Origin of the sequence: Candidatus Palauibacter irciniicola, from assembly GCF_965208695.1 — a bacterium.
GTDB lineage: Bacteria > Gemmatimonadota > Gemmatimonadetes > Palauibacterales > Palauibacteraceae > Palauibacter > Palauibacter irciniicola.
On the sequence record NZ_OZ242352.1, the window covers coordinates 3,152,691 to 3,177,323 of the forward strand.

At 70.0% G+C, this 24,633-nt stretch carries 13 protein-coding genes and 2 pseudogenes; 7 read left to right on the plus strand and 8 right to left on the minus strand.

All coding sequences use genetic code 11. The annotated features are described in order from the left end of the window. The first annotated feature begins 229 nt into the window (after positions 1-229). Positions 230-4,021 carry an Ig-like domain-containing protein gene (locus ACOGI9_RS13650; protein WP_419859300.1) on the plus strand — a complete coding sequence of 1,264 codons (3,792 nt, stop codon included), beginning with the start codon at positions 230-232 and terminating at the stop codon, positions 4,019-4,021. Here ACOGI9_RS13650 and ACOGI9_RS13655 read toward each other — a convergent pair. From ACOGI9_RS13655 to bla, 8 genes and pseudogenes are all read right to left on the minus strand, one after another. Next, positions 3,984-8,549, minus strand: coding sequence for a leucine-rich repeat domain-containing protein (locus tag ACOGI9_RS13655; protein ID WP_419857663.1), 4,566 nt, complete (start codon positions 8,547-8,549; stop codon positions 3,984-3,986). The two genes, ACOGI9_RS13650 and ACOGI9_RS13655, sit on opposite strands and share 38 nt — an antisense overlap. A 330-nt stretch (positions 8,550-8,879) precedes the next feature. After that, positions 8,880-9,272: a hypothetical protein gene (locus ACOGI9_RS13660; RefSeq protein ID WP_419859310.1), complete on the minus strand. Its 393-nt coding sequence runs from the start codon at positions 9,270-9,272 to the stop codon at positions 8,880-8,882. Between the two features lie 387 nt (positions 9,273-9,659). Then, positions 9,660-9,821 (minus strand): annotated as a pseudogene (locus tag ACOGI9_RS13665) (hypothetical protein); the annotation flags it as partial. 200 nt (positions 9,822-10,021) lie between these two features. Next, positions 10,022-12,583: pseudogene (locus tag ACOGI9_RS13670) on the minus strand (FAD-dependent oxidoreductase); the annotation flags it as partial. Continuing rightward, positions 12,580-12,915 carry a sarcosine oxidase subunit delta gene (locus tag ACOGI9_RS13675; RefSeq protein ID WP_419857664.1) on the minus strand — a complete coding sequence of 112 codons (336 nt, stop codon included), beginning with the start codon at positions 12,913-12,915 and terminating at the stop codon, positions 12,580-12,582. The gene ACOGI9_RS13675 and the pseudogene ACOGI9_RS13670, both read right to left, overlap by 4 nt. A gap of 7 nt (positions 12,916-12,922) precedes the next feature. Beyond that, positions 12,923-14,185 (minus strand): FAD-dependent oxidoreductase, encoded by a 1,263-nt coding sequence (locus ACOGI9_RS13680; RefSeq protein ID WP_419857665.1) that lies wholly within the window; start codon positions 14,183-14,185, stop codon positions 12,923-12,925. A 25-nt stretch (positions 14,186-14,210) separates the two neighbouring features. Further along, a complete protein-coding gene (locus ACOGI9_RS13685) occupies positions 14,211-15,530 on the minus strand; it encodes an NAD(P)/FAD-dependent oxidoreductase (RefSeq protein WP_419857666.1) in 1,320 nt (439 codons plus the stop codon). 4 nt (positions 15,531-15,534) lie between these two features. After that, entirely contained in the window at positions 15,535-16,983 is a 1,449-nt protein-coding gene (bla, locus tag ACOGI9_RS13690; protein ID WP_419857667.1) for a class A beta-lactamase, read from the minus strand. 151 nt (positions 16,984-17,134) lie between these two features. Here bla and ACOGI9_RS13695 point away from each other — a divergent pair, with 151 nt between their 5' ends. The 6 genes from ACOGI9_RS13695 to ACOGI9_RS13720 all read left to right on the plus strand — a co-directional run bounded on the left by ACOGI9_RS13695 (position 17,135) and on the right by ACOGI9_RS13720 (position 24,624). Further along, complete coding sequence (locus tag ACOGI9_RS13695; protein WP_419857668.1) at positions 17,135-18,415, plus strand: ArgE/DapE family deacylase; 1,281 nt, start codon at positions 17,135-17,137, stop codon at positions 18,413-18,415. Between the two features lie 173 nt (positions 18,416-18,588). Beyond that, positions 18,589-20,169: an amidase gene (locus tag ACOGI9_RS13700; protein ID WP_419857669.1), complete on the plus strand. Its 1,581-nt coding sequence runs from the start codon at positions 18,589-18,591 to the stop codon at positions 20,167-20,169. A gap of 63 nt (positions 20,170-20,232) precedes the next feature. After that, positions 20,233-20,514 (plus strand): hypothetical protein, encoded by a 282-nt coding sequence (locus tag ACOGI9_RS13705; protein ID WP_419857670.1) that lies wholly within the window; start codon positions 20,233-20,235, stop codon positions 20,512-20,514. 78 nt (positions 20,515-20,592) lie between these two features. After that, entirely contained in the window at positions 20,593-20,874 is a 282-nt protein-coding gene (locus tag ACOGI9_RS13710) for a hypothetical protein (protein WP_419857671.1), read from the plus strand. Continuing rightward, entirely contained in the window at positions 20,871-21,266 is a 396-nt protein-coding gene (locus ACOGI9_RS13715; protein WP_419857672.1) for a type II toxin-antitoxin system VapC family toxin, read from the plus strand. The genes ACOGI9_RS13710 and ACOGI9_RS13715 overlap by 4 nt, the downstream gene beginning before the upstream one ends. 142 nt (positions 21,267-21,408) lie before the next feature. Further along, a complete protein-coding gene (locus ACOGI9_RS13720) occupies positions 21,409-24,624 on the plus strand; it encodes a VPS10 domain-containing protein (protein WP_419857673.1) in 3,216 nt (1,071 codons plus the stop codon). Positions 24,625-24,633: the final 9 nt, after the last annotated feature.

The window sequence follows — 24,633 nt, forward strand, 5'->3', positions numbered from 1 at the left end:
GGCTGAGCGGTCGCGCACGGCTGCGTAGCGTCGCTCTCCCGCGCCTCCACCTCACCCCCTCCCCCCCCCCCCCCCCCCCCGATTTTGGGGTGGCGTCTTGCTAGCGGAAGGGCAGTTCCGGAACCGCATCCGGCGCCGCGGGATCGGTGTCGGCGCGGCGTTCGCCGTGGCGGTACTGTCGCTGGCCGCAACGCCGGCGTCAGCGGCGGGTCAGACGTCGGTAAAGCTGGTGGGCAACGTCAGCTATACTGGTCTGAGGGCAGCGTTTGGGTACGATGTCGCGACGGCATTCACCACGGGTAGCCACGGCCTCGGCTACAAGCTGACCAGCGTGACGATCCAAATCAGTGAGATTGAGGCCCAACCCCCCGCTTCGCCGACGTACGACGTGAGCATTCGGACCGACGCGTCCGGCCTGCCGGGCGCCAAGGTGGTCACGCTGACGAACCCGGCCTCGCTGGCCAATGGGTTTCTCTCGTTCACTGCATCCGGCGCCGGCATCGACCTTGCCGCCGGCACGACGTATTGGGTGGTGCTCGACGTGCACAGCCTCAACGGGGGCGCCAGCAGGTGGAATACGCTGGTCGTGAGGGACAACGCCGAGGACTCGGGTGCCGCGGCCGGATGGAGCATCGCCGACGATGGCAAATGTCGGTGGCACACAGATACGACGGATACGTCCAATTTCTGCGAGAATACTCCCACGAATACTACTTGGGGCGATGTTTTTCAGTCCCAGTCCCTACAGCTCGAAATCCACGGCTACGCGAAGACGCTCAAGTCGGCGCCGCCGACAGTGACGACGGCTTCGGAGACGAGCCTGACGGTGAGCTGGAGCGCGCCAGCGGGCGTCTCCGTGACGGACTACGACCTTCGCTACTACGCGGGGCAATCGGACCCCGCGGATCCCGCGGCCTGGATCGAGGAGGGGGAGCCGAACGGCCCGCCGGACCCGGGCACGGCGACGACGGCGACGATCGAGGGGCTGTCTCCGGGCACGGCCTACCGCGTGCAGGTGCGCGCGGCGTCGGGAGGCAGGGAGGGCGCGTGGTCCGCGTCCCTCGCCACGACCACGGTCTTTCCCCCACCGCCCCCGCCGCCGCCGGATCCCGCGGTGTCGGTCAGGGGCGGCACGGCGACGGAGGGCTCGCCGGTGACGTTCACCGCGCGGGTCTCCCCGCCGGCCGATGGCGACGTCGTGCTGGGCTGGTCGACGGGCATCGACGACGACCCGCGGTCGCGCGGCGCGACGCCGGGCGCCGACTACACGCCGGTGACGGACGGCCAGGTGACGATCCCGGCCGGCGAGAGGACGGCGTCGTTCTCGGTGGAGACGTTGCCGGACGCCCAGGAGGAGGGCGACGAGACGTTCACGGTCACGATCATCGGAAGGGTTCTGCCGGACGACGTGACGATCGAGGGTCGGACGGCCGTGGGCACGATCGAGGACGACTACACCCCGCCCGAGTTCGACTTGTCCGGATACGCGTTCGAGTTGCCCGAGAACGCGGACGGGAGCGGTGAGCCGTTCGACCTCGGCGCGGTGTCGGCGACGGATCCGGGCGGCGGCGGAGTGTCTTACGACCTGGCTTCCGGAGACGCGGAACGGTTCGCGGTCGGCGCACGGGACGGCGCCGTGGCGTACACGGGTCCCGGTGAGGACTTCGAGACGGAACCGAACATCTACGAGCTGACCGTTCGGGCGACGGACGCGGGTGGGCTGTCAGCCGAAGCGCTCGTGACGGTGAACGTGGTCGACGTAAACGAGGGGCCGTCGTTCGGCTCATCCGAGTACGCGTTCGAGCTGCGGGAGAACGTCGACGGCAGCGAAGCGCCGGTCGGCCTGGGCGCGCTGTCGGCGGCGGATCCGGACGGCGACGCGCTGACGTACGAACTGGCCTCCGGCGACGCGGAACGGTTCGCGGTCGGCGCGGGGGACGGCGCCGTGTCGTACGTCGGCCCGGGCGAGGACTACGAGTCGGAGCCGAACCTGTACGAACTGGCCGTGCGGGCGAGCGATTCGGACGGCCTGTCGGCAGAGGCGCTCGTGACGGTGGATATCCTGGACGTGAACGAGCTGCCGGAGGCGGCCGACGACGCGGCGTCCACGGTCGAGGACGTGGCCGTGACGGTGGACGTGCTGGCCAACGACACGGATCCGGACGGGGACGGCCTGAGCATGGCATCGGTGTCGGCGCCCGGGAACGGCACGGCGGCGATCTCGGCGGGCGGTGTGCTGTACACGCCCGCGGCGAACTGGCACGGCACGGACCGGTTCACGTACACGGTGGACGACGGGAGAGGCGGGACGGCGGAGGCGGCCGTCGAGGTGACGGTGGCGCCGGTGAACGACGCGCCGGAGGCGGTGGGGACGATCCCCGCCCAGTCGCTGGACGAGGGCGGGGAGCCGGCGCGGATCGAGCTGGGGCCGTTCTTCGACGACCTGGATGGGGACGCGCTCGCGTACAGCACCGTGTCGTCGGACCCGTCCGTGGTCGAGGCGTCCGTGTCGGGGAGCCTGCTGACGCTGCTCCCGGTGGGCTACGGGTCGGCGACCGTCGAGGTGACGGCGGCGGACGCGGGCGGCCTGACGGCGATGCAGACGGTGTCGGTGGGCGTGACGGACCATGCGGCGCGGGAGGCGGTGTCCCACACGCTGGCGGGCATGGCCCGGTCGCACCTGGCGAGCGCGCGCACGACGCTGGGGCGCCGCGCTGCGGCAAGCCGGTCGGAGGCGTCGCGGCTCACGCTGCTGGGGCGCGACGTGCCACTCGGGGCGGACGCGGCGAAGTCGACCGCCGAGCGGATGTGGGAAGGCTGGCTGTCGGGCGTCTCCTCCCGAGCGCAGTCCGGCGGGGATGCGGGCCTCGGCGATCTCTTCCGCTTCCAGGGCGGACGGGACCCGCTGCGCGGCTCGGAATTCCAGTTCGGGCTCGGCGGCGCCCAGGAGGCCGGCGGAGGCGGGCTGCGCTTCCAGCTCTGGGGCCAGGGCGATGTTCAGACGTTCCAGGGCGCGCCCTCGGACCAAAGCGACTACGACGGCGAGCTTCAGACCGGCTACGTCGGCTTGGACACCTGGCTGACCGACAACTGGATGCTGGGCGTGGCCGTGGCGCGCAGTCGCGGCACCGGGGACTGGCGCACGGGCGGGACGGGCGGATCGCTCGAGACCCGGCTCGTGGCCGTACACCCCTACCTGCAGTGGTCCAGCGGGGCGACCTCGGTCTGGGCCATGGCCGGCGCCGGCTGGGGCGACGCGGACAACGTGCGCGACAGGGGCGGCCGGATGGAGACGAGCGGGCTGGGCCTGCGCATGGGCCTCGTCGAGCTGCGCCGGCGCCTGGCCGCGAGCGGCGGCTTCGAGTTCGGGCTGCGCACCGACGCGGCGTGGGCCGAACTCGCCACCGACGACGGCACGGAGACCCTCGATGGCCAGACGGCGGCCGTGAACCAGCTGCGCTTCGGCGCCGAGCTGTCCCAGCAACTCCGGCTCGGCGGGCTCACGCTCTCCCCGTTCGGCGAGGCCCACGTCCGCCGCGACGGCGGCGACGGCCAGCCCGGCACCGGCCTCGAACTGATCGGCGGGCTGCGCGCCCAGGCGGGCATCCTGCGCATCGACGCACAGGGCCGCGTGCTCGCCGTCCACTCCGCGGCCGGCTACGAGGAGCGCGGTCTCGGCTTCACCCTCAGCCTGGGCAACCGCGGCGGGGAAGGGCCGTCGCTCTCCCTCTCCCCCCGCTGGGGCGACGCCCTCGCGGGCGGAGACGCGCTGTGGCAGGAGCAGGTCTACAGCCGCTACGCGCCCGCGACTACGGCCGAGGGCGAGCCCGGACTGAACGCCCGTGACCCGTGGGCGCTCGACCTGAGCGGAGGCTACGGCATGCGGATGTCCGGCGACCGCGTCCTCACCTGGTCCGGCTCCCTGAACCACTCACCCGCCGGCCCCCGTTTCACGCTCGGTGCCCAACTCGGCTTCGGCTGCTTCAGGGCTCCGGGTCGTTGTGCGGGATCCCGCGGCTGAACAACACATCGACGTCCGGCCCGACGCCGAGTCCGGTCACGGCATCGGCCAACGTTCGCGTGGACTGCGGCAGGTCCCGAAGCAGACCGCGCACCCGTCCGCTGAGCCGGTCGCGCAGGATGACGGCCGGTTCGTTGGTGTCCCGATCCATCGTGACGGCGCCGCCCGGACCGGAGAGCGTGATCTCCTCAAGGAGGGCGACCGTCTCCCCCTGGATGGGGACGGCGTACGCGAACCCCAGCCGCCCTTCGGTGTCGGCGACGGGCGTCATGTCGAAGTTCAACGAGAAGAGGAGGCGGCCATCCGCCGCGCGCCCGGCGATCTCGTACTCGCCGTCGGAGGTCGGCAGCGCGGGCGGTGCGTCGACCGCGAAGGCCGGGTTCAGATACGGCGTGCCATCGGCTTCCGCGCCGCCCCAGAGGAGCATGGTGGCCGTGGGCGGTGCGGGGGCATCGGACGCCGCGGCTATGGTGCGATAGGCCGCCGCCTTCCCGAAATGGTAGTCGCCGATCCAGGCCGGGACGCAGTAGGACATGAAATCTGCTGTCGTCGCCGGCACGAGAACGGCCTCGCCGGAGCGCGAATCGATCCCCCACGCGCCCGTTGATCCGTCGGGGAAGGGATACGCGGGATCCAGCGTAGCCCCCACGTCGCACGGGGCGTGGAAGAGACTCAGGTTGTGCCCGAGTTCGTGCGCTATCGTGAGCGCCTCCTCCGGCTGGCTCGAAAAGCCCAGACGCACGTAGCTCGTCCATCCCGGGATCCACGCCACCCCCCAGGCACCCGTGGCCTCGCCGGAGAGCGCCGCCATGTAGTAACCCCGCCCTCCCTCCATAACGCGGACGGCGCCCACTTCATCGAGAAGCGCGTCCGAATCGTTGCTCGACGTCAGTACGGGCTCGTGCGCCTCGATGCTCAGATCGTCGACCGGGAGGAGGTCGATGGTTTCCCACAGCAGCCTGTGTCCTTCGGGGTTCGCCGCCATCTCCGCGGCGAGGTCGATCGCCGTTGAATCCGGCCGGGCGCTCCACAGGAAGGGGACGACCGTAAGATTGAAGGTCGGCATCCGTTCAACCGGCAGCCGCAAGCGGCCGGACTCCGGAATCCGGGGCGACACTCCGAGTCCGGGATCCAGGGTTCCGGCCGGATCGACCTCGATCTCCAATTCGACGCCGGGCCTTACGACCCATCCGGGAATGTCGGCGTTGGCGGACTTGTCGAGCGATGCCTCCGCCTCGGCGAGATCGATGGGGAGCGGTGTCGATTTTCCGGGGACATCGACTGCGTAAATCTCATCTTCCCCGTAGAAGAACGTCGCTCGGACATCGGGGATCCCGGCGCCCGTTGGCCGTGGCGCGATCACGAAGGCTCGCAGCAGCGCCGCTTTGCCTTCGATCAGCGGTACCGGGAATTCGAGTGACTGGACCGCCTGCGTCAGGTACGCCTGCGAACCGGTCAAGGCCTTCCTGTCGCAACGCGGGATGCGCCAGAGGTTCGACCGGTCCAGGAGGGCAGGAACCTCCGGCACGCACAGCCCGGTCCCCGTCCACTCGAACCGCCCGAGTCTTCCGAGGTCCGCGAACGTCGACGGAAGGGGCCCGCTCAGCCGCGGATTATGCGCCAGATCCAGCCACTCCAGGTTTCTCATCTGTCCCAGTTCCGGCGGGACACGCCCCTCCAGGTTGTTGAATCCGAGTCGCAGCTTCGCGAGAGATTCGAGGTTGCCGAGTTCGGCGGGGATCGGCCCCGTCAACTTGTTGAGCCGCAGATTGAGTTCGCCGCCCGTATCCCTGAGGAGCCCCAGTTCCGGAGGGATCCGTCCCGTCAGTTCGTTGGCATCAAGGCCGAGTTCCCACACACTGCGCAGATTGCCGAACTCCGGAGGGATCTCCCCGGACAGTTCGTTGAAGCCGAGGTACATGAACGCGACGTTTCTCAGGTTGCCGAGCTCCGGCGGGATCCGGCCTGTCAACCGATTCTCGTCCAGCCAGAGCACTCCCAACGACTCGAGCCGGCCGAGTTCCGGCGGGATCGGGCCCTCGAGCCGGTTGGAGGAGAGCCGAAGGTCCTCCAGGTTCGTCAGGTCGCCCAGTTCCGGCGGGATCGGTCCCTCAAGCCGGTTCGTATTGAGCCACAGTTCAAAGAGCGACGTCAACTCGCCCAGCATCGGAGGTATCCGGCCCGTCAGCCGGTTATCGCGGAGTTTCAGCACCTCGAGGGCCCGCAGAGTCCCCAGTTCCGGCGGTATCGATCCCTCGAGCAGGTTGCTGTGGAGGCTCAGGATCCGCAGCTGCTCGAGGTCCGCCAGCGCGGCAGGTACAGGACCGCGGAGCCAGTTGTAGTCGAAGTCCAGAATCGTCAGTGCTTCAAGTTGTCCGATTTCCGGGGGTACGCGACCGCGCAGGTTGTTTCCGTAGAGCACCAGCTCCGTTACGGCCCCCTCCCTGTTCGTCTCGACTCCGTACCATTCCCGCAGAGGCGCGTCGGTGAGCCAATTCGTGTTGTCGGTCCAGGCGGATCCGCCGGTGGCCTCATAGAGCGTAGCGAGGATGTCGCGGTCGGAAAGAGCGGGACACGGCTCATCCGGTCCGTGTCGATCGGGGATGGCCCCCAGCCAGGCCTGAAACGTCGTGGCGTTGGGTACGCAGAGTGCCGTGCCTCCGTACCGAAACTGCTCGAGCATGAGGGCCGTGAGAGACTGGGGGATGGGGCCGTAGAGCGAACGGTTCCCGTCCAGGCGTAGCGTCGTCATGGAGGTCAGCTCGGAGATTCGGTCGGGAAGCCGACCCTCCAGCCCGTTGTTGGACAGATCCAGAATCTTGACGTTCCCGAGGGAATCTGTGTCAACCCCGTACCAGCCCTCCAGCAGCCCATCGCCCAGCCAGCCGGTGGCGCGGGTCCATCCTTCGCCACCCAGGTTCTCGAACACGTACTCGAGCGTAGCTCTGTTCGCGGCGTCGCAACGAAGCCCATCCGTACGGCGGTTACGGCGCCACGCCTCGAAGCTCTCGGTGCCGGGAGCGCAAAGACCATCGTTCTGGTCCCAGTAGAAGGTGCTGAGATTCTCAAGGCGCGTGAACGTGGAGGGGATGGAACCCGTCAACTGATTATCGGCCAGAATGAGCGTACGCAGGTTTCGAAGATTCGACAGTTCGGGCGGCACGCGGCCGGTCAAGGTGTTGCTGAAGACGTTCAGGGACTGCAGTTCGGACAGGGCGCCGAGTTCACCGGGAATGCGTCCGCTGAGCCACATGTACTCCAGGTTCAGGGAACGAAGACTCCGCAGCCTGCCCAGTTCCGGCGGAACGGGGCCGCGGAACTGGTTGCGGCCGAGATCGATCTCCCGGAGGCGGGTTGCGTTCCCGAGTTCCGGCGGCAGTCGGCCGGTCAGTTTGTTCTCATAGAGATCCAATGTCTCGAGACGCGAGAGGCGTCCGAGTTCCGGGGCGAGGTTTCCGACGGCACCGTTTTCCCTGAGTTCGAGGGCGGTCACGCGGTCGTCGGTCCCCGTTTCCACGCCGTACCATTCCGACAGCGGCGCGTCCGTCAGCCACTTGTCGCTGCGACGCCAGGATGGGCCGCCCGCGGCATGATAAAACGCAGCAAGGATACCGCGGTCCGTCGAGTCCACGTTCACGGCGACGGTGTCCTTCGCCGCGCCGGAGGCCGCCACGATCTCGGCCGCCCCGTCCGATACCGCGGTCACCAGCCCCCCGCCGGAGACCGTCGCCACGTCGGAGTCACTCGAACTCCACTCGACGGTCGCGCCGGCGACCTCGCGACCGTTCGCGTCGTAGACGGTGGCGGATAACCGCGCCGTGTCCCCGATCGCCGCGAAGGTGAGACTGGCCGGCTCGACATCCAGGGAAGATCCCGCCTGCACGACCGAAACCGCGACGCTGTCCACGGCCGCGCCGGAAGCCGCCACGATCTCGGCCGTCCCGGGCGATACCGCGGTCACCAGCCCGTCGTCGGAAACCGTCGCCACATCGGGGTAAGTCGAACTCCACTCGACGGTCGCGTCGGCGACTTCGTGATCGTTCCCGTCGTACGCGGTGGCGGAAAGCCGCGCCGTGTCGCCGATCGCCGCGAACGAGACGTCCCGCGGCACCACATTCAGTCGCGCCGCGACCTGTTCGACGCGCACCGCGGCCGAACCGGATGCCGCGCCGGACGTTGCGGTGACCGAGGCTTCGCCGTTCGAGAGCGCCGTGACGGTGCCCGCGTCGACGCTCGCGACCGTGGGATCGCTACTTGCCCAGTCAACTGACGCGTTCGGCAGGACGGCGCCATCCCGGCTGCGGACGGTCGCGGCAAGAGTCTCGGTGTCGCCCAGGGACCTTAGAACGACGGAGCCCGGGGCAACCTCCACTGTCGCGGCCGGCAGCGGGACGTCGGGGGGCGGCGGTTCCGGTGTCGGGTCGGGACCGGCCGGCGAACCGCCGCAGTACCAGGCGAGGATGATGGGCAGCAGCAGCGCGGCTCTCAGTCCCAGCGAGGCCCGATTCGGTCGCGAAGGACGGGTCATGGAGTTCCTTGAGGTGGAGGCCAAGCGGCCATCATCCCCCCGATGGCGGGCAGCTGGCAGGCGATTATTGTGCTTAACATACGAATACTGCAATTGAACGTACGAACCGATGCACATTGCGCGGGGGTCGCTCCGGTTCATCAGTCCCATGCAGGAAGGCGTCGGCGACTGACGGAGGGGTGGTCCGCCGCCTCGAAGCGGCGCTCGACACCCTCCCGGGACGGATTGCCGGTACGCTAGCGACCCGAGGGGTTGGGGCGCGGGGTTACGTCAGGCCGCAGTCGTCGCGCATGGGTGAGGTAGCACCGGACGCGTTCCCGCGGGAACGTCTCAACCGCCGGACGCGCGCACCCAGTCGGTAAAGAGCCGTTCGCCGGCTGGGCGCAGCCCCGCGTGGCGCCCCGATTCGAGGAGTGCTTCGACGAAGGTGAGTCCGTATCCCCGGCTGAACGCGATCAGTACGGCGTTCTCGCGCCACGTTACGACTTGGCAGGGGACATGGAGGACGGGCCCCTGGGTCAGGCACGGCCGTGCGCGCGCCGGGTCGAAGAGGTCGAGATCGGTGACGCTCTCCAGTACCTCCTGAACGGCATCTCCCAGCAGCGCGAGCCAGCAGTGCGAGTCGGTCGTGTCCGTGTAATGCGCGCCGTCCGGCATGGCTGGGGGTGCGCCCGGTCCGACGTGCCAGATCGAGGCCTGGGTTCCGTTCATGCGGTTGATCATCAGCCCGTCGCGGATCGCGACTTCGCCCGGCGCGGGGGGCACGTCCAGGCCGAATGGCCGCACGGTCCGGATGTCGCGGTGCTGGACGTCCCAGCGCGCGCGGTGGCTGAGGTCGATGAGGCAGGCCTGGCGCAGGGCGTCGGTGGGGGCGCGGTCGGATTCGTAGTCGAGCACCACGTTCCAGCCGGCCCGGCGCTCAGTGCGGGCGGGCGTGGCGTCGAAGCGGACCGGAGACCGGCGATGGGCCGCGGGCGCCGGCTGCGATGGCGCCTCGCCGGACCGGCGCGGGCGCCCTTCGGGGGCGGTCCGCAGACGCTGCCCCTTCGGATCGTAGAAGTGGGGAGGCACCACGGTCGCGGCCGAACGCACGGTCCGCCGGCCCGGCGACTCGTACAGGTCGAGCGAACGGCCCCGCTCCGCCAGCCGCTCCTCGACGAGCGCGAGTCCGTACTGCCAGCCCAGCGTCTCGCTGTGCCGCGTCGTACAGACGAAGCCGGCGATCCGCTCCCCGTCCACGACGAGCGCCCCGTCCTCGGGCCGGTGCGACATCGCGAGCGGTCGCCGCCCGCGTCGCCCGCGGGGTCGTCGACCCGTAGCCCGACGAGCTTCAGCCGCCCGGCCTGTTCCTCGCAGTGGCGCAGCGCCGCGGCGCCCACCTTGCCGGAGGCCGTGTCCTCGCGGTCCCAGAGCCAGCCCATGCCGATGTCGAGGAGCGTGACGCGCTGCTCGGACTCCGTCCCGATGATCACGTGGCCCTTCTCGGCCCGCAGGCAGTTCTGCGCTTCGAGCCCGAACGGCCGGATGCCGTACTCCGCCCCCGCCTCCCACAACAGGTCCCACACGTACCGGGCGTAGCTTGCCTGCACGTGCAGTTCATAGGACAGCTCGCCCACGAACCCGAGGCGCAGGCACCGCGCCGCCACGCCGTCCCCCACCTCGATCTCGCGGCAGCCGAGGTACGGGAACGCCTCGTCCGACAGATCCTCGCCCGTGATCTTCTCCAGCACCCGCCGCGCGTTCGGCCCGGCCACGTTGATGGAGGCGAGGGCGTCGGTGAGGTTCACGAGGTTGTAGTCCCACCCGTCGTACCGCGTGTGGAAACGGAGCCACTCGACCGTGGTCCCCGCCCGGTTGGAACTCGTCGTGAAGTAGAACTCGTCCTCGCCCGTCCGCACGACGACGCCGTCGTCGATGATGTTGCCGGTGTCGTTGCACATCGCCGAATACGTGCAGCGTCCGGGCCGGGCCCGCGTCATGTCGGAGACGTAGACGCGCTGGAGGGCGCGCAGGGCGTCGGGGCCCCAGATCCGGAACTTGCCCAGCGGCGAGCTGTCGAGGAGGCCGACGTTCTCGCGCACGTTGCGAATCTCCTCCAGGCACTGACGGTCCGCGCTGAAGTAGCGCGCCCGCTGCCAGGGCCCCGCCCGTCGGAACACGGCGCCGCGCGACGCCTGGTCGTCGTGGAGCGGGGTCCGCTTGTGGATGTCGTGGTTCGGGCCGGCGAGCGTCGCGAGGGAAGGGGGGATGACCGGCGGGCGCACCGTGGTGGCGGCGAAGCTGCCGACCGGCCGCTCCGCGATCTCGGCCATCGCCATGGCGAGGTTCTGGCCCGGCACGCGGTACTGCCCGGGGCCGAGGCCGAAGTTCCCGAAGCGCTTCGCGAGTTCGGGCACGTCGAAGGCGTAGGCGGCGCACTGGGCCGCGTTCTTCCACGTGCCGTCCTCGTCGAAATCGAGGAACGCCTTGCGGCCGGGGGCGAGACGCCGTCCGGCGGCCGGTCCGCGGACGATCGAGGAGCCCCGGGCGGGCCCCGGCAGGTCGGCCAGACGGGCGCGCTCCCGGGTCAGCTCGCCCGCGACGCTCGCGCCGCAGGCCGCGGCGGCCTCGAGCCCCGCGATCCGGCCGGAACCGGTCAGCGCCTCGAGATCGGTGAGCCGAAGGACGCCGCCCGCGGCGAACACGTTCGGCGGGAGGCGCTCGAGCTCGAAGGTCCGGGTGCGCTCGCCGTGGCGGAACCGCGCGCCGGCGCACGAGAGCACCCCGATGTCCGGTTGCCGCCCCGCGCTCGCCACGAGCAGGTCGCACGCCACGCGCAGCGAATCGCCCGCCCCGCCACCCGCCGCGCCGCTCCCCGCCCGGCCGGCCAGTTCGACCCCCCGCACCCGGCCCCGCCCGCGCACGCGGGCCGCGGCCCAGCCCGGCCGGAAGTCGATCCCCGCGGCCGACAGGGCGTCGACCAGCTCCGGGTCGTGCCCTTCGCGCCGGGCGTCGGCGACGACGCGCACGTCCACGCCGAGCGCGGCCAGGTCCGCCGCCGCCTCGAGCCCGAGGTCGTCGCCCACGCTGAAGGCGGCGGCCGCGCCCGGCCGCACGCCGTACGTCCGCGCGAGCCGGATCGCCGTATCGACCTGCATCACGCCCGGACGATCGTTGTGCTCGAACACGAGCGGTCGCTCGATCGACCCCGTCGCGACCACGATCGTCCGCGCGCGGCACTCCCAGTGGACTTCCCCCCGGCCCGCTTCGGACGGCGCGTCCGGTCCCGCGAGCTGAAAGCCCGTGAGCAGGTTCTCGCCCCAGATTCCCGTGACCGGTGCGTGCCGGAACAGGCGGATCGAGTCCGTCCCTTCGACCTGCTCGACGAGGGCCGACACGTCATCGGCCAGCGGACGACCGTCCCGCACCCGCCAGTCGAGATGCCCGCCCAGCCACGGCCGCCGCTCGAACAGGCACACCCGCAGGCCGCGCCGTCCGGCTTCGAGCGCCGCCGACAGCCCCGCCGGGCCGCCGCCGACCACCGCCACGTCCGCGTGCAGGTAGCGCTCCGCCGGCTCCCCCCCGTCCGCCCGCTCCGCCGCGTCCAGCCTCAACACGCCCAGGCCGGCCAGCGCCCGCATCCGTTCCTGGAAGAACCGGGCGGCCCACGCGGGGCGGTGGAAGAGCCGGTAGTAGAAACCCGCCGGCATGAACCGGTCGAGCCGGTCCAGGAAACCGAACGCGTCGAACCGGGGATCGCCGCGCACGTTCTGCGCTCCGACCTCCATCCCCTCGCGCAGCGGCGTCGTTCCCGCCGACTGGTTCGGCACGCCGTCGATCGAAACGAGCTGGCTCGACCCTTCCCCGTCCAGGTCGTACAGCCCCCGGGGCCGGTGATACTCGAAGCTCCGGCCGAAGGTGCGGACCCCCGCGCCCCAGAGCGCCGAGGCCACCGTATCTCCCTCGAACCCCGCCAGCAGGCGCCCGCACCAGCGGAAACCGAGCGGCCGCGAGCGGTCGATGCGCTCCGTCGAAGAGGGCGGCAGCCGCCTCACGACGAATCTCCCCCGCTCGCCTCATTCCCGCTCGCCTCGCCGCCGCCGGGCCGTGACTCCCGGTTCGTGGCCGGATCGCGCCACGTCGAAAACCAGACGCCGCAGCCCGCCGCGTGGTGCCACCACTCCTCCTGCGGCTCCAGGCGGTTCATGCGGAACTGCGCCCACCGGAAGTGCGCCTCGGCCCCCGTCGCGGGGCCCGCTCCGTCCGCGGGATCCGGTCCGGCCCCCGGATCCGCCTCCCTCGGCCGCGGCCCCCGCTCCGGTCCCCCGTACGCGAACTCGTACACGTCGCGCTTCCCGCACACCGGGCACGTCAACCGGAACGTCACGGCGCCGTCAGTCCCACTGCCCGTACTTCATCGTCGTGGCCGTCTCCCCCATGTACCGGTTCTCGAGGAAGCGGCGCAGGGCGAACGGGCGCAGGATGTCCGGCGCCTCCTCGCGCGCCATGAACTCGGCCATGTACTTCCCCGCCACCGGCCCGGACTTGAAGCCGAAGTAGCCCCAGCCCACGTCCAGGTAGAGCCCCTCGTGGGCGAAGTTGCCGTCGAGGATGGGCGCCATGTCCGGCGTCATGTCCGCGAGCCCCGCCCACACGCGCAGAAACCGCACGCCCTTCAGGCACGGCATGAAATCCGTCAGCGCCTCGGCCTGGTGCTTGAAGTAGCCCGCGGTGACGTCCGTCGTGTAGTTCACCTGCGGGTCCATGTGCGCGCCGGTCGCGATCTCCCCCTTCAGCGTCTGGTTCGCGTAGACGTGGTACGCCCCGGAACTCACGACGTGGTGCAGGAACGGCTTCAGCGGCTGCGTGACCATCGCCTGGATCGTGAGCGGGTTCACGGGCAGTTCGATGTCGAGCATGGCCGCGATCGCCGGCCCGTAGCCGCCCGCCATGATCCCGAGCTTCCGGCACCCGATCGGCCCCGCGCTCGTCCGCACGCCCGTGACCCGTCCGCCCTCGGTGTCGATCCCCTGGACCTCGACGCCCTGGTGGATCGCGGCCCCGTGCCGGCTGGCGCCCCGGGCGAGTCCCCACACCACCGCGTCGTGCCGCACCACGCCCCCGGGCGGGTGGTACATGCCGGCCTGGATCGGGTGCGCGGGCCGGTCCGACACGTCCAGCGCCGGGACGAGTTCCTTGCACTGCTGGGGGTCCAGCAGTTCCGAGCGCACGCCGCAGAAGTTCGCCGTGTTGATGGAGAGCCGGAACGCGGCCACCGCCGCCTCGCTGTGCGCGAGGTTGACGTTCCCGCAGTTGTGGAACATGAGGTTGAAGTCGAGTTCGTCCGTGAGGATGGGCCACAGCTTCAGGCCCTCGTCATAGAGCGGGACGTTCTCCTGCGTGCGCTGGTTCGCCCTGACGATCGCGGTGTTCCGCCCGGAGCCCCCGAACCCGATGTACTCGCTCTCGAGCACGGCGATGTCCCGGACGCCGTGGTCCCTGGCGAGATAGTAGGCCGTGGCGAGCCCGTGGATGCCGCCGCCGATGATCACCACGTCGTAGCGGCGGCGGAGCGGCCGCTCCTCCCACAGCCGCCCCGGCCGGAAGACGCCCGCCCCGAGCGCGGACTTCAGTCGCCCCAGCGGTCCGAGGTTCACGGAAGGCGAGTCGACGGGTGAGGGGTCAGCCGATGACCGAGTAGGACGAATCCGGGTTCATCGTCCGCAGCCGGCTGAAGAATCCGAGGTCACAGTCCCGCCTCGTATACTTCATATGGAACTGTACCGGATCCGCGTCGTGGTCGCGCCCGTCCTCGACCGCCTCTATCAACTCCGCCATGAGCTGGCCCGCGACCGGCGCGTTCTTGAACTGGTTCCCGGACGTCCCCACCGCCATGTAGAAACCGGGCAGGTCCGACTTGTCATAGATCGGGATCCAGTCGTCCGACACATCATAGAGATCGACGAGTCCCTGCCGCGCCTCCGGCACCGGGAGTCCCTTCACCCGCTGCGCCTCGCGCAGGACCTGCGTCCTCCACTGATAACTGAAGGTGTTGTCATAGTCGTCCGGGTCCTCCACCCACTCCAGATCGTCGCACGGCGGATCCTCCGAACCGATCAGAATGTGATTGCCGACTTCCGGCCGCGAATAACACCCGATATCGCTGTCCGAAATCAGCATCCCGACGACGTTATAGTCGACGCCCTCCGGCGCGGGCACGTGGCACACCTCCTGCTTCAGGGCGCGCGTCTTGATGTTCATCCCCTCCTCGACCCCCGCCATCCGGTTGATGACGAAGGAATGAGGCCCGCCGACATTGACCACGACGGGCGCCCGCACCTCGGACCCGTCCTTCAGCCGGACGCCCGCGACCCTCCCGTCCTCCCGCAGGATCTCCGTCACCTCCGTGTTGAAGCGGAACTCGCCCCCGTGCGCCTCGCACCCGAGTTGGACGTTGTGGCAGCACAGTTGCGGGTCGTTGATATAGCCGGACTCCGGGATGTAGAGGGCCCCGGCCACGTTTCCCCCCGAGGGCCGGCCGAACCCCGGGTCCTCCTCCGTGACGGGAGGCCCGAACTGCCGCGTGTCGAGGACGGAGAGCTTCTCCGTCATGCCCTCCGCGTCGAGATCCTCGTACGCGACGTGGAGTTCGTCGAGACTCTCCTTCACCCGCTGCAGGTAGTGGTTCTTCTCCGTCTTCGTGACGAGGCAGCCGGTGTTGACGTAGCGCGCGAGCCCGGAGGGGTCCGGCACGCCGACATACTTCCCCCAGTCGAGCCAGTAGAAGTAGGACTCGCGCGCCATGGCGACGCCGTCCGGGGTCGAATAGTGGAGCCGGATGATGGCGCAGGTGTTCGAGGTCGAGCCGTACCCGGCGGCGGGGAGCTTGTCGACGTTGAGCGTCCGGAACCCGCGCTTGGCCAGTTCGAAGCCCGTGCAGACGCCGATGACGCCGGCGCCGATGATGATCGCGTCGTAGTCCCTGGCCATCGCCTCGCTCACCGCCTCACCCGCCGATGCGTTCGTACACCGCGTGCGATACGCGCTCGTTCCCGTCCGCGTCCGTGCTCCGGTACTCGTTGTCGATCCGGTTTCCGTCCTCGGACAGGACGTTGATGATGACCTGCGTGACGCGGCCGTCCCGCCGGCTCGTGATCCGGTTCGTATAGCGGTCCACGACCTCCACCGCCGTCTCGACCCCGTCCCGCCCGGTCACGGGCCGGAATTCGCCGTCGAACATCGTGTCGTAGCTCCACTTCGCCTCGCCGCCGCGGGCGTTGGTGGACTCGACGGTGATCTTCATCCCGCCGTCCCCCCAGGGTTCATAGGTCATGACATTGAGGGCCGGGGGCGGCGCGTCGGAGCGCAGCTTCCACACGCCGTAGCGGGGGTTGGCACGGTCGGCGGCCTGGTCCGCCGGGGTGCCCGGGTTGAACAGGAAGTAGTCGTAGATCGCGCGGGAGATCTGGGCGATCGTCGCCTCGCGCGCCGGGACCGGCCGCTCGGAGTCCTTCACGAACACCACCGTGATCACGTGCCCGGCCCCGTCCGGAAGGTAGATGTACCCGACGTCGTTGGTCGTCCCGCCGATCGTGCCCGTCTTGTGGCCGACCGGGGTGCCGGGCGGCAGCACGCCCTTGATGCGGCCGGTGCCGGTCTGGACGCGCAGCATGACGTCCTTGAAGACCTCCGTGTTCTTCGAGCCCAGCGCCTTCCCCGCCCAGGTCATGGCGAGCAGGTGCGCCATCGCGCGCGGCGTCGACGTGTCGCGCGCATCGGTCGAGAAGGCCTCCCGCGCCGCCCCGCGCTCGGCTGCCGTCACGTCGGCCGCCCGGTCCCGGAACTCCGCCATCGAGATGCGCCCGTCCGCGGGGGTCGCGACGCCGGAATAGTCGCCGATCAGCGACGACGTCGGACGGTCCACGCTCAGGCCGTCGACCTGAAGTTCCGCCATGCGCGCGTTCACCGCGTCGGGTCCGCCGGCCGCGGTGAGCGTGAGGTCCGTCGCGCTGTTGTCGGAGATGAGGAGCATCAGTTCGAGCAGGTTCCGGAGGGAGAGCGCCACTCCGGGGTCGTCGAACAGGTTCGAGATCGTGCCGCTGCCGGGATGGATGTCCGCGGGTTCGAGTTCGACCATGTCCGCGAGCGAGATCTCGCCGCGGTCGACCCGGGACAGGAGCTGCACCGCGATCGGGACCTTGTAGGTCGAGGCCATGGGGAAGCGCTCGTCCTCGTTGAACCACACCGCACGCCCCGTCTCGATGTGAACGGCGCCCACGCCCACCGTGCCCCCACTGCTGGGCGCCAGGCGCTCGATCTCCGCCAGAAGACGGCCGAGGCCCGGGTCCCCCTCGGGCGTGACGGACTGCGCCGCGACGGGGACGGCGGCCAGCATCCCGATGGCCAGCGTCGCCGCGGCCAGTCTCGTGAACGAATGTCGTGTCTGGAGCCGCATCGATCACACTCCCTGGTTCATGCTGCGTCGGTCCTGCTCCCGGCCGGTACGGTAGCCGTTGCGCAACGCGCGGACGAGACCACCGGGCCGGGTCGCCCCGAGTGTCGGATCGGTGACATACTCCGCGGTCCACGCAGGCGAGAGGGAGACGATGCCGGAAGACAATGCCGTGCTGAAGCGCGAGGAACGCCGCGCCGCGGAGGCGGTGGACGCGGGCCGGCTCTTCGCGCTTCTGGCCGACTTGATCGCGATCGAGAGCGTCGCGAACCGCGAGACGCCGGCCCAGGAGCGGGTGGCCGCCGAGATGCGGGCCATCGGCCTCGAGACCGATGTGTGGGAGATCGACTTCGAGCGGCTGCGCCGACACCCCGCCTACACCGCCGACGTGGAGCGTCACGAAGGTCTCGGAGTCGTCGGCAGCATGGGACGCGGCGAGGGCCGCACGCTGATCCTCAACGGGCACGTTGATGTCGTCCCCGCCGGCGAGGTCGAGCGCTGGACGCACCCGCCCTTCGAACTCACGAAGCGCGACGGGCGCCTGTTCGGGCGCGGGGTCGTGGACATGAAGGGGCAGGTGTGCGGCGCGCTGGCGGCTGCGCGGGCGCTGCGCGACGCGGGGATCGAACTGGACGGCGCGCTCCGGATCCAGAGCGTGATCGGCGAAGAGGACGGCGGCTCGGGGACGCTGGCCACGATCGAGCGCGGCCACACGGGGGACGGCGCGATCGTCGTCGAGCCGACGGAGTTCGTCATCGCGCCCGCGCAGGCCGGCGCGCTCAGCTTCCGGCTCACGGTTCCCGGCCTCGCCGCGCACGGGGCGATGCGGGAAGAGGGCGTGGACCCGGTCGAGAAGTTCATCCCCATCTTCCAGCGACTCCGGGCCCTCGAGGCGGACCGGAACCGCGACGTGGCCGACCCGCTCTTCCGCGGGGAAGCGCTGCCGTACGCCCTGACCATGGGGCGGCTCCGGGCGGGGATCTGGCCCTCGACCGTGGCCGAGAGCCTCGTCATTGAGGGCCGCTACGGCGTCGCGCCCGGAGAAGACCTCGCCGGGGCGCAACGCGCGCTGGAAGACGCCGTGGCCGAGGCCACAGGCGGTGACGCCTGGCTGCGCGACCACCCGCCCACCGTCGAGTGGGTCGGGGCGCAGTTCGCCCCCGCCCGCACGGACACGAGCGACCCCGTGGTCGGCACCCTGGCCGGCGCCGTGCGGTCACTCGGCGGCACGGAACCCCGCGTCGGGGGCGTGCGCTACGGCGCGGACATGCGGCTCCTCGTCAACCACGGCCACGTGCCCACCGTGCTCTTCGGCCCCGGCGACGTCCGCGAGGCCCACCGCCCCGACGAAAGCATCCTGGCCGCCGACCTCGTCGAACTGGCCCGCATCCTCGCCGTCACCGCCATCCGCTTCTGCCGAACCGAAGCAGACTGACGCGCCCCCGTGCTGTAGGTCAACGTGTCCAGGCAGTAGCGGCTCATTCCCACATTCCCGGGTCGATCTCTCCGAAATCGCGCCTTCCGGTCGGATCGGGTCTCGCCAAAGTTGAGGCTACAGGTTCATCTCAACGGCTACTCATCGAGCTTCCCCCGAGGACAGGTGCTGCCATGTCTGCTCGAACGTCGATCGCAATCCGGTTGGCCCTCTCGTTCGCCGTGGCGTTCACGGCGGTCCCGCTCCCGCTCCGGGCGCAGACCTTCGCGGTCGAGGAGACGACGGTCGCGGAAGTCCACGCCGCCTTCCGGTCGGGCGACCTCACCTGCGAGGGTCTGGTCGAGAGCTACCTGGCGCGCATCGACGCGTACGACCAGCAGGGGCCGCGGCTCAACTCGATCGCCGTCGTCAACCCGCGGGCCCTCGAGGAGGCCCGAGCCCTCGACGCCGCCTTCGCCTCCGGCGGCCTCACCGGACGGCTGCACTGCATCCCCGTCCTCCTCAAGGACCAGGTCGAGACAAGCGACATGCCGACGACCTACGGGTCGGCGCTCTTCGCCGGTTACATGTCGGAGCGCGACGGCACCATCGTGACGCGGATGAAGGAGGCGGGCGCCCTCATCATCGCGAAGACGAACATGGGCGAGTTCGCCTCGCGGTACGTGGGGTCCGGGTTCGGGATCATCCGCAACGCGTACGACCCGGGGCGGAACCCGAGCGGCTCCTCCGGCGGCACGGGATCCGGCGTGGCGGCGAATCTCGGCCTGATCGGCATCGGCGAGGACACGGGCGGTTCCATCCGGGGCCCGGCGGCCGTCGCCTCGCTCGTCGGTCTCCGTCCCACGCTGCCCCTCGTGAGCCGGTTCGGGATGATGCCCGCCAACCCCACCACCGACACGATGGGTCCGATGACCCGCACCGTGATGGACGCGGCCATCCTCCTCGATGTCATTGCCGGCTACGACCCCAACGACCCGGTGACGGCGTACTCCGTGGGCCAGGTTCCCGACTCCTACGCGGCCGGACTCGACGCGGGGGCGCTGGCGGGCGCCCGGATCGGCGTCATCCGCGAGCCGATGGACCGCTCCGTGGACACGACGTCGGAAGGATTCCAGCAGGTGCGCGCCCGCATGGAGGCGGCGATCGGCGCTCTCCGCGACCTCGGGGCCGAGGTATTCGACGTTACCATCCCCGGAATCGAGCGGGTGAGCACCATCTTCGGCGCCAACTCCTACGAGACCGAGGAGGTCACCGACGCCTATCTCGCCGAACTCCGCGACCCGCCGTACCGCACGCTCGCGTCCATCCTGCTGAGCGGCCGCGTCAACCCGTGGCGCGCCGCCGGCATGGCCGATCTCCTCGGGAAGACGACCCGCGACCCCGGCTACCTCGAATACCTGCTCGACCGCGAGCAGGTCCGGACGGACGTCATCGCGACGATGGCCGAGCACGACCTCGACGCCTTCGTCTACGCCACCTTCGACCATCCGCCGGCCGCGATCGCCGACGACGTGGAGACGAACCCCGCCCCGAACGACCGCTACGCGCTCGGCGACAACCGCTCGCTTAGCCCGCTGACGGGCTTCCCGGCGCTCACGGTCCCCGCGGGCTTCACCGACGACGGCCTCCCGGTGGGTCTCGAGTTCCTGGGCCGCCCCTTCACGGAGGCGATGCTCCTCGGCTTCGGCTACGCCTTCGAGCAGGCGACAAACCACCGCCGCCCACCCCCCACCGCCCCACCCCTCGGACGTTGACTCGACCGACATGCACCATCATATTGCGCATGTGTCAAAATCATGCACACCCTAGAGAGGACAATGTCGAGGATTCACTTCGTCGTTAAGGAAAGCGCCAGGCTCCGCTACCAGGCCCAGGCGGACCGCGAGGGGAAGTCTCTCGGGCAATGGCTGCGTGAAGCCGCTGACGAGAGGCTGGCCGCCACCCGTCCGCGCAAGTTCACTCTGGAGGAACTGCGTGAGTTCAACGCCGCGTGCGACGCGCGCCATCCGCCCGGCGCCCGGGAGCCGGACTGGGAGGAGGCGAAGCGCCTGATCGAGGAAGGAAAGCTCAGTTCCGCGAGAAAGCAGGGCCTCCTTTGATCTTCGTCGACGCCAACGTCTTCATGTACTTCGTCTTCGATCCGACAACCGGTGTGAGGCCGGGGGAAGGAAACGATCGTGTCACGCATTCACTTCGTCGTTAAGGAGACCGCCAAGATCCGCTACCAGGCGGAGGCGGAGCGTGAGGGAAAGTCGCTCGGTCAATGGCTGCGCGAGGCGGCCGATGAGAAACTGGAGGCCGCCCGTCCGCGCCTGTTCACCGTAGAAGAACTCAAGGCGTTCGCCGCCAAGTGCGACGCGATGCATCCGCCCGGGGCCAGGGAACCGGACTGGGAGGAGACAAAGCGCCTGATCGGCGAAGGGAAGCTCAGTTCCGCGAGAAAGCTGGGCCTCCTTTGATCTTCGTCGACGCCAACGTCTTCATGTACTTCGTCGGTCCCGAAGATCCCCGCCGAGAGGAGGCCCGAGCCTTCTTCGAGCGGTCGAGGGAGCGGAATACCCCACTCGTGACGTCTTCCGAGATTCTTCAGGAACTCCTGCACGTCTACGTCAGCAGGGACCAGCAGTACCGACTGCGCCCGGCGTTCGATCTTGTTGAAGCCACCGTGATCGAGGTCTGGTCCGTCCACCGTGAGGACGTGCAAATGGCCTGTGATATGGTAGTCCGACATCCGGAACTCGAGGCCCGCGATCTTGTCCACCTCGCGTGCTGCATCCGGCGCGGGCCCGACGACCTCATGACGTTCGACCGGGCGCTGGCCGCGGCCTGGCGTTCCCGGTCGCCCCGGTAGCCGTGACAACAAGGAGAGCAGCGAGATGACGGATTCGTCGAGGCGGCGTGCGTCGCGCGCGCGGTTGGTGGTCGGTTTAGGCGTCCTGATGGGGCTTCCCGGAGCCTCACTCTCCTGGGCGCCGGAAGTTCGGGCCCAGGAGGTGGATCAGTCGCTTGTGGCGGAGGTCGTGGCCGGCCTCCCGCTGCGTGAGATCGGCCCCGCGCTCATGGGCGGCAGGATCGCGGACATCGCCGTGCACCCGCACCGGAGCAGCACCTGGTATATCGCGGTCGGCTCCGGCGGCGTGTGGAAGACGACGAACGCGGGCGTGACGTGGGACGCGATCTTCGAGGACGAATCCGTGTACTCGATCGGCGACGTCGCGATCGATCCCGACAACCCGGACGTGATCTGGGTGGGGACGGGGGAGAACGTGAGCGGGCGCCACGTCGGCTGGGGGGACGGCGTCTACCGCAGCCGCAACGGCGGAGAGACGTGGGAGAACGTCGGCCTCCGGGACTCGGAGCACATCGGAAAGATCCTCATCGATCCGCGCGACAGCGACGTGATCCTGGTCGCGGCCGAAGGGTCGCTCTGGGCGCCGGGCGGCGACCGGGGCGTGTACAAGTCCACGGACGGCGGCGACTCCTGGCGGCTCGTGCTGGAGATCGACGAGAACACGGGCGTCACCGACATCGAGTTCGCGCCCGGCAATCCCGACATGGTCTACGCGGCCGCGTACGAGCGGCGCCGCAAGATCTGGGGACACCTCGCCGGCGGACCCAACTCCGGCATCTACAAGTCCACCGACGGCGGCGAGAACTGGCGCCGGATCACGGCCGGACTCCCGAGCGGCGATGTGGGAAAGATCGGGCTCGCCGTCACGCCCGCGAACCCCGAGGTCGTGTACGCGACCATGGAGGCGAACGACGAGGAGCGCGGCTTCTACCGGTCCCTCGACAAGGGCGAGAGCTGGGAGCGGCGGAACGCCTACATCTCCGGCGGCACCGGGCCCCACTACTACCAGGAGATCGAGGCCTCGCCGCACGACGCGGACGTCGTGTACCAGATGGACGTCTTCATCCAGGTCACGCGGGACGGGGGCGCGACCTTCGGCAACCTCGAGACGGCGCGCGACAAGCACAGCGACAACCACGCCCTGTGGATCGACCCGGAGGACCCGCTGCACCTGATCGTCGGCACGGACGCCGGGCTGTACGAGAGCTTCGACGACGGGCGCACGTTCCGGCACTTCCCGAACATGCCCATCTCGCAGTTCTACAAGCTGACGCTCGACAACGCGGAACCGTTCTACAACGTGCTCGGCGGCGCGCAGGACCTCGGCACGCTGTGGGGGCCCGCCCGCACCACGAACATCGAGGGCGTGCGGAACCGGGACTGGTACGTGCCCATGGGGGCGGACGGGTACGCGGTCCAGATCGACCCGCGGGACCCGGACATCCTCTACCTGCAGACGCAGCAGGGGAACCTCTACCGCTACGACCGGGGGAGCGAGGAAGCGCTCGACATCCAGGCGCAGCCCGCGCCCGGCGACCCGCCCGAACGCTGGAACTGGGACGCGCCGGTCCTCATCAGCCCGCATGACCCCGACCGCATCTACCACGGCTCGCAGCGCGTGTGGGCGAGCGACGACCGGGGCAACTCGTGGACGGCGATCAGCGGCGACCTGACGACGGACGTGAACCGCTACGAACTGGAGTTCATGGGCCGCGTGTGGAGCGTCGACGACCTCATCGACAACGGCGCCATGTCGAAGTACGCGACCCTCACCGGTATCTCCGAGTCGCCGGTGACGGCGGGTGTGATCTACACCGGGAGCGACGACGGCCTCATCCACGCGACGGAGGACGGCGGCGCCAACTGGCGGCTCGCTGGCGCTCTCCCCGGCGTGCCCGAGCGGACGTTCATCAACGACGTGGAGGCGTCCCAGTTCGACGCGGCGACGGTCTTCGCCGTGGCGGACAACCACAAGGAGGGCGACTTCCGGCCGCTCGTGTTCGAGAGCAACGACGGAGGCCGCACGTGGCGCTCGATTTCCGGAGATCTGCCGAACGGCACGATCCTGTGGGCGATCGAGCAGGACCACCTGAACCCGAACCTCCTCTTCCTCGGAGCCGAGTTCGGGATGTACGCGAGCGTGAACGGCGGCGAGAACTGGCACATGCTCCCCGGGCCCACGATCCCGCACCGTGACCTGGAGGTCCAGCGGCGCGACAACGACGTGGTCGGGTCGACCTTCGGCCGCGGCTTCTACGTGCTGGACGACTACACGCCGCTGCGCGAACTGGCCGGCGGGGAGAACACCGCGATGGCCGCCGCGGACGGTGGGGCGCTGTTCCCCGTTCGCGACGCCTGGTGGTACATCCCCTCGGTCCCCATGCAGGCGCGCGGCAAGCCGACGCTGGGGTCGGACGACTACACGGCGCCGAACCCGGACTTCGGGGCCGTGATCTCCTATTACCTGCCGGAGACACCGACGACGATGGCGGAGGCGCGCCGCGCCGCCGAAGGGGACGTGCGAGCGGCCGGGGGAGATGTGTCGTTCCCCGGCTACGACGTGCTGAACGAGGAGGCGACGGAGAGCGGCCCGCGGGCGCTGGTCGCGATCGCCGACGGGGACGGCCGAACCGTACGCTGGGTGACCGGCCCCGCCAGCAAGGGACTCCACCGCGTGAGCTGGGATCTGCGGTCCCCGGCGCCCGATCCGATCGACCTCACGGTCCCCGGCTTCACGCCGCCGTGGGTGGGACCGCCCCAGGGGCCCCTCGTCGCCCCGGGCGAATACTCCGCGCAACTCGTCGTGGTCACGGCCGAAGGCGCGCGGGAAGTCGGACAGGCGCAGACCTTCGAGGTGAAGGCGCTGCCCACGGCCGAGCCGGGCACGGACTTCGGGGCCGTCGTCGCCTTCCAGAACGAGGCGTCCGAGTTGAGGCGCCGCATCGCATCGGCGGGCGAGGAGGTCGGCCGCGCCCGCGACCGGCTGCGCCACATGCGGGCCGCGCTCCTCGAGGCGCCGGACGCCCCGCTCGAACTGTTCGGCGACCTCGATGCGCTCGGCGCGGGCCTCCAGGACTTCTCGATCCGCCTCTTCGGCGACCCGGCCCGGCAGCGCCTCAACGAGTCCACCGTTCCCTCGATCTCGAACCGCGTGGGACGGGTGATCGGCGGCCACTGGGACACGCGCCAGACGCCGACCGCGACGCACCGCCGCAACCTGGAGATCGCCGAGACGGACTTCGGCGCATGGATGTCGGAGTTCCGGAACTTCATGGACGGCGCCTTCGCCAACGCCGAAAGCGCGCTCGAAGCGGCCGGCGCTCCCTGGACCCCCGGCCGCCGCCTCCCCGGCAGCTAGCCCAACGCC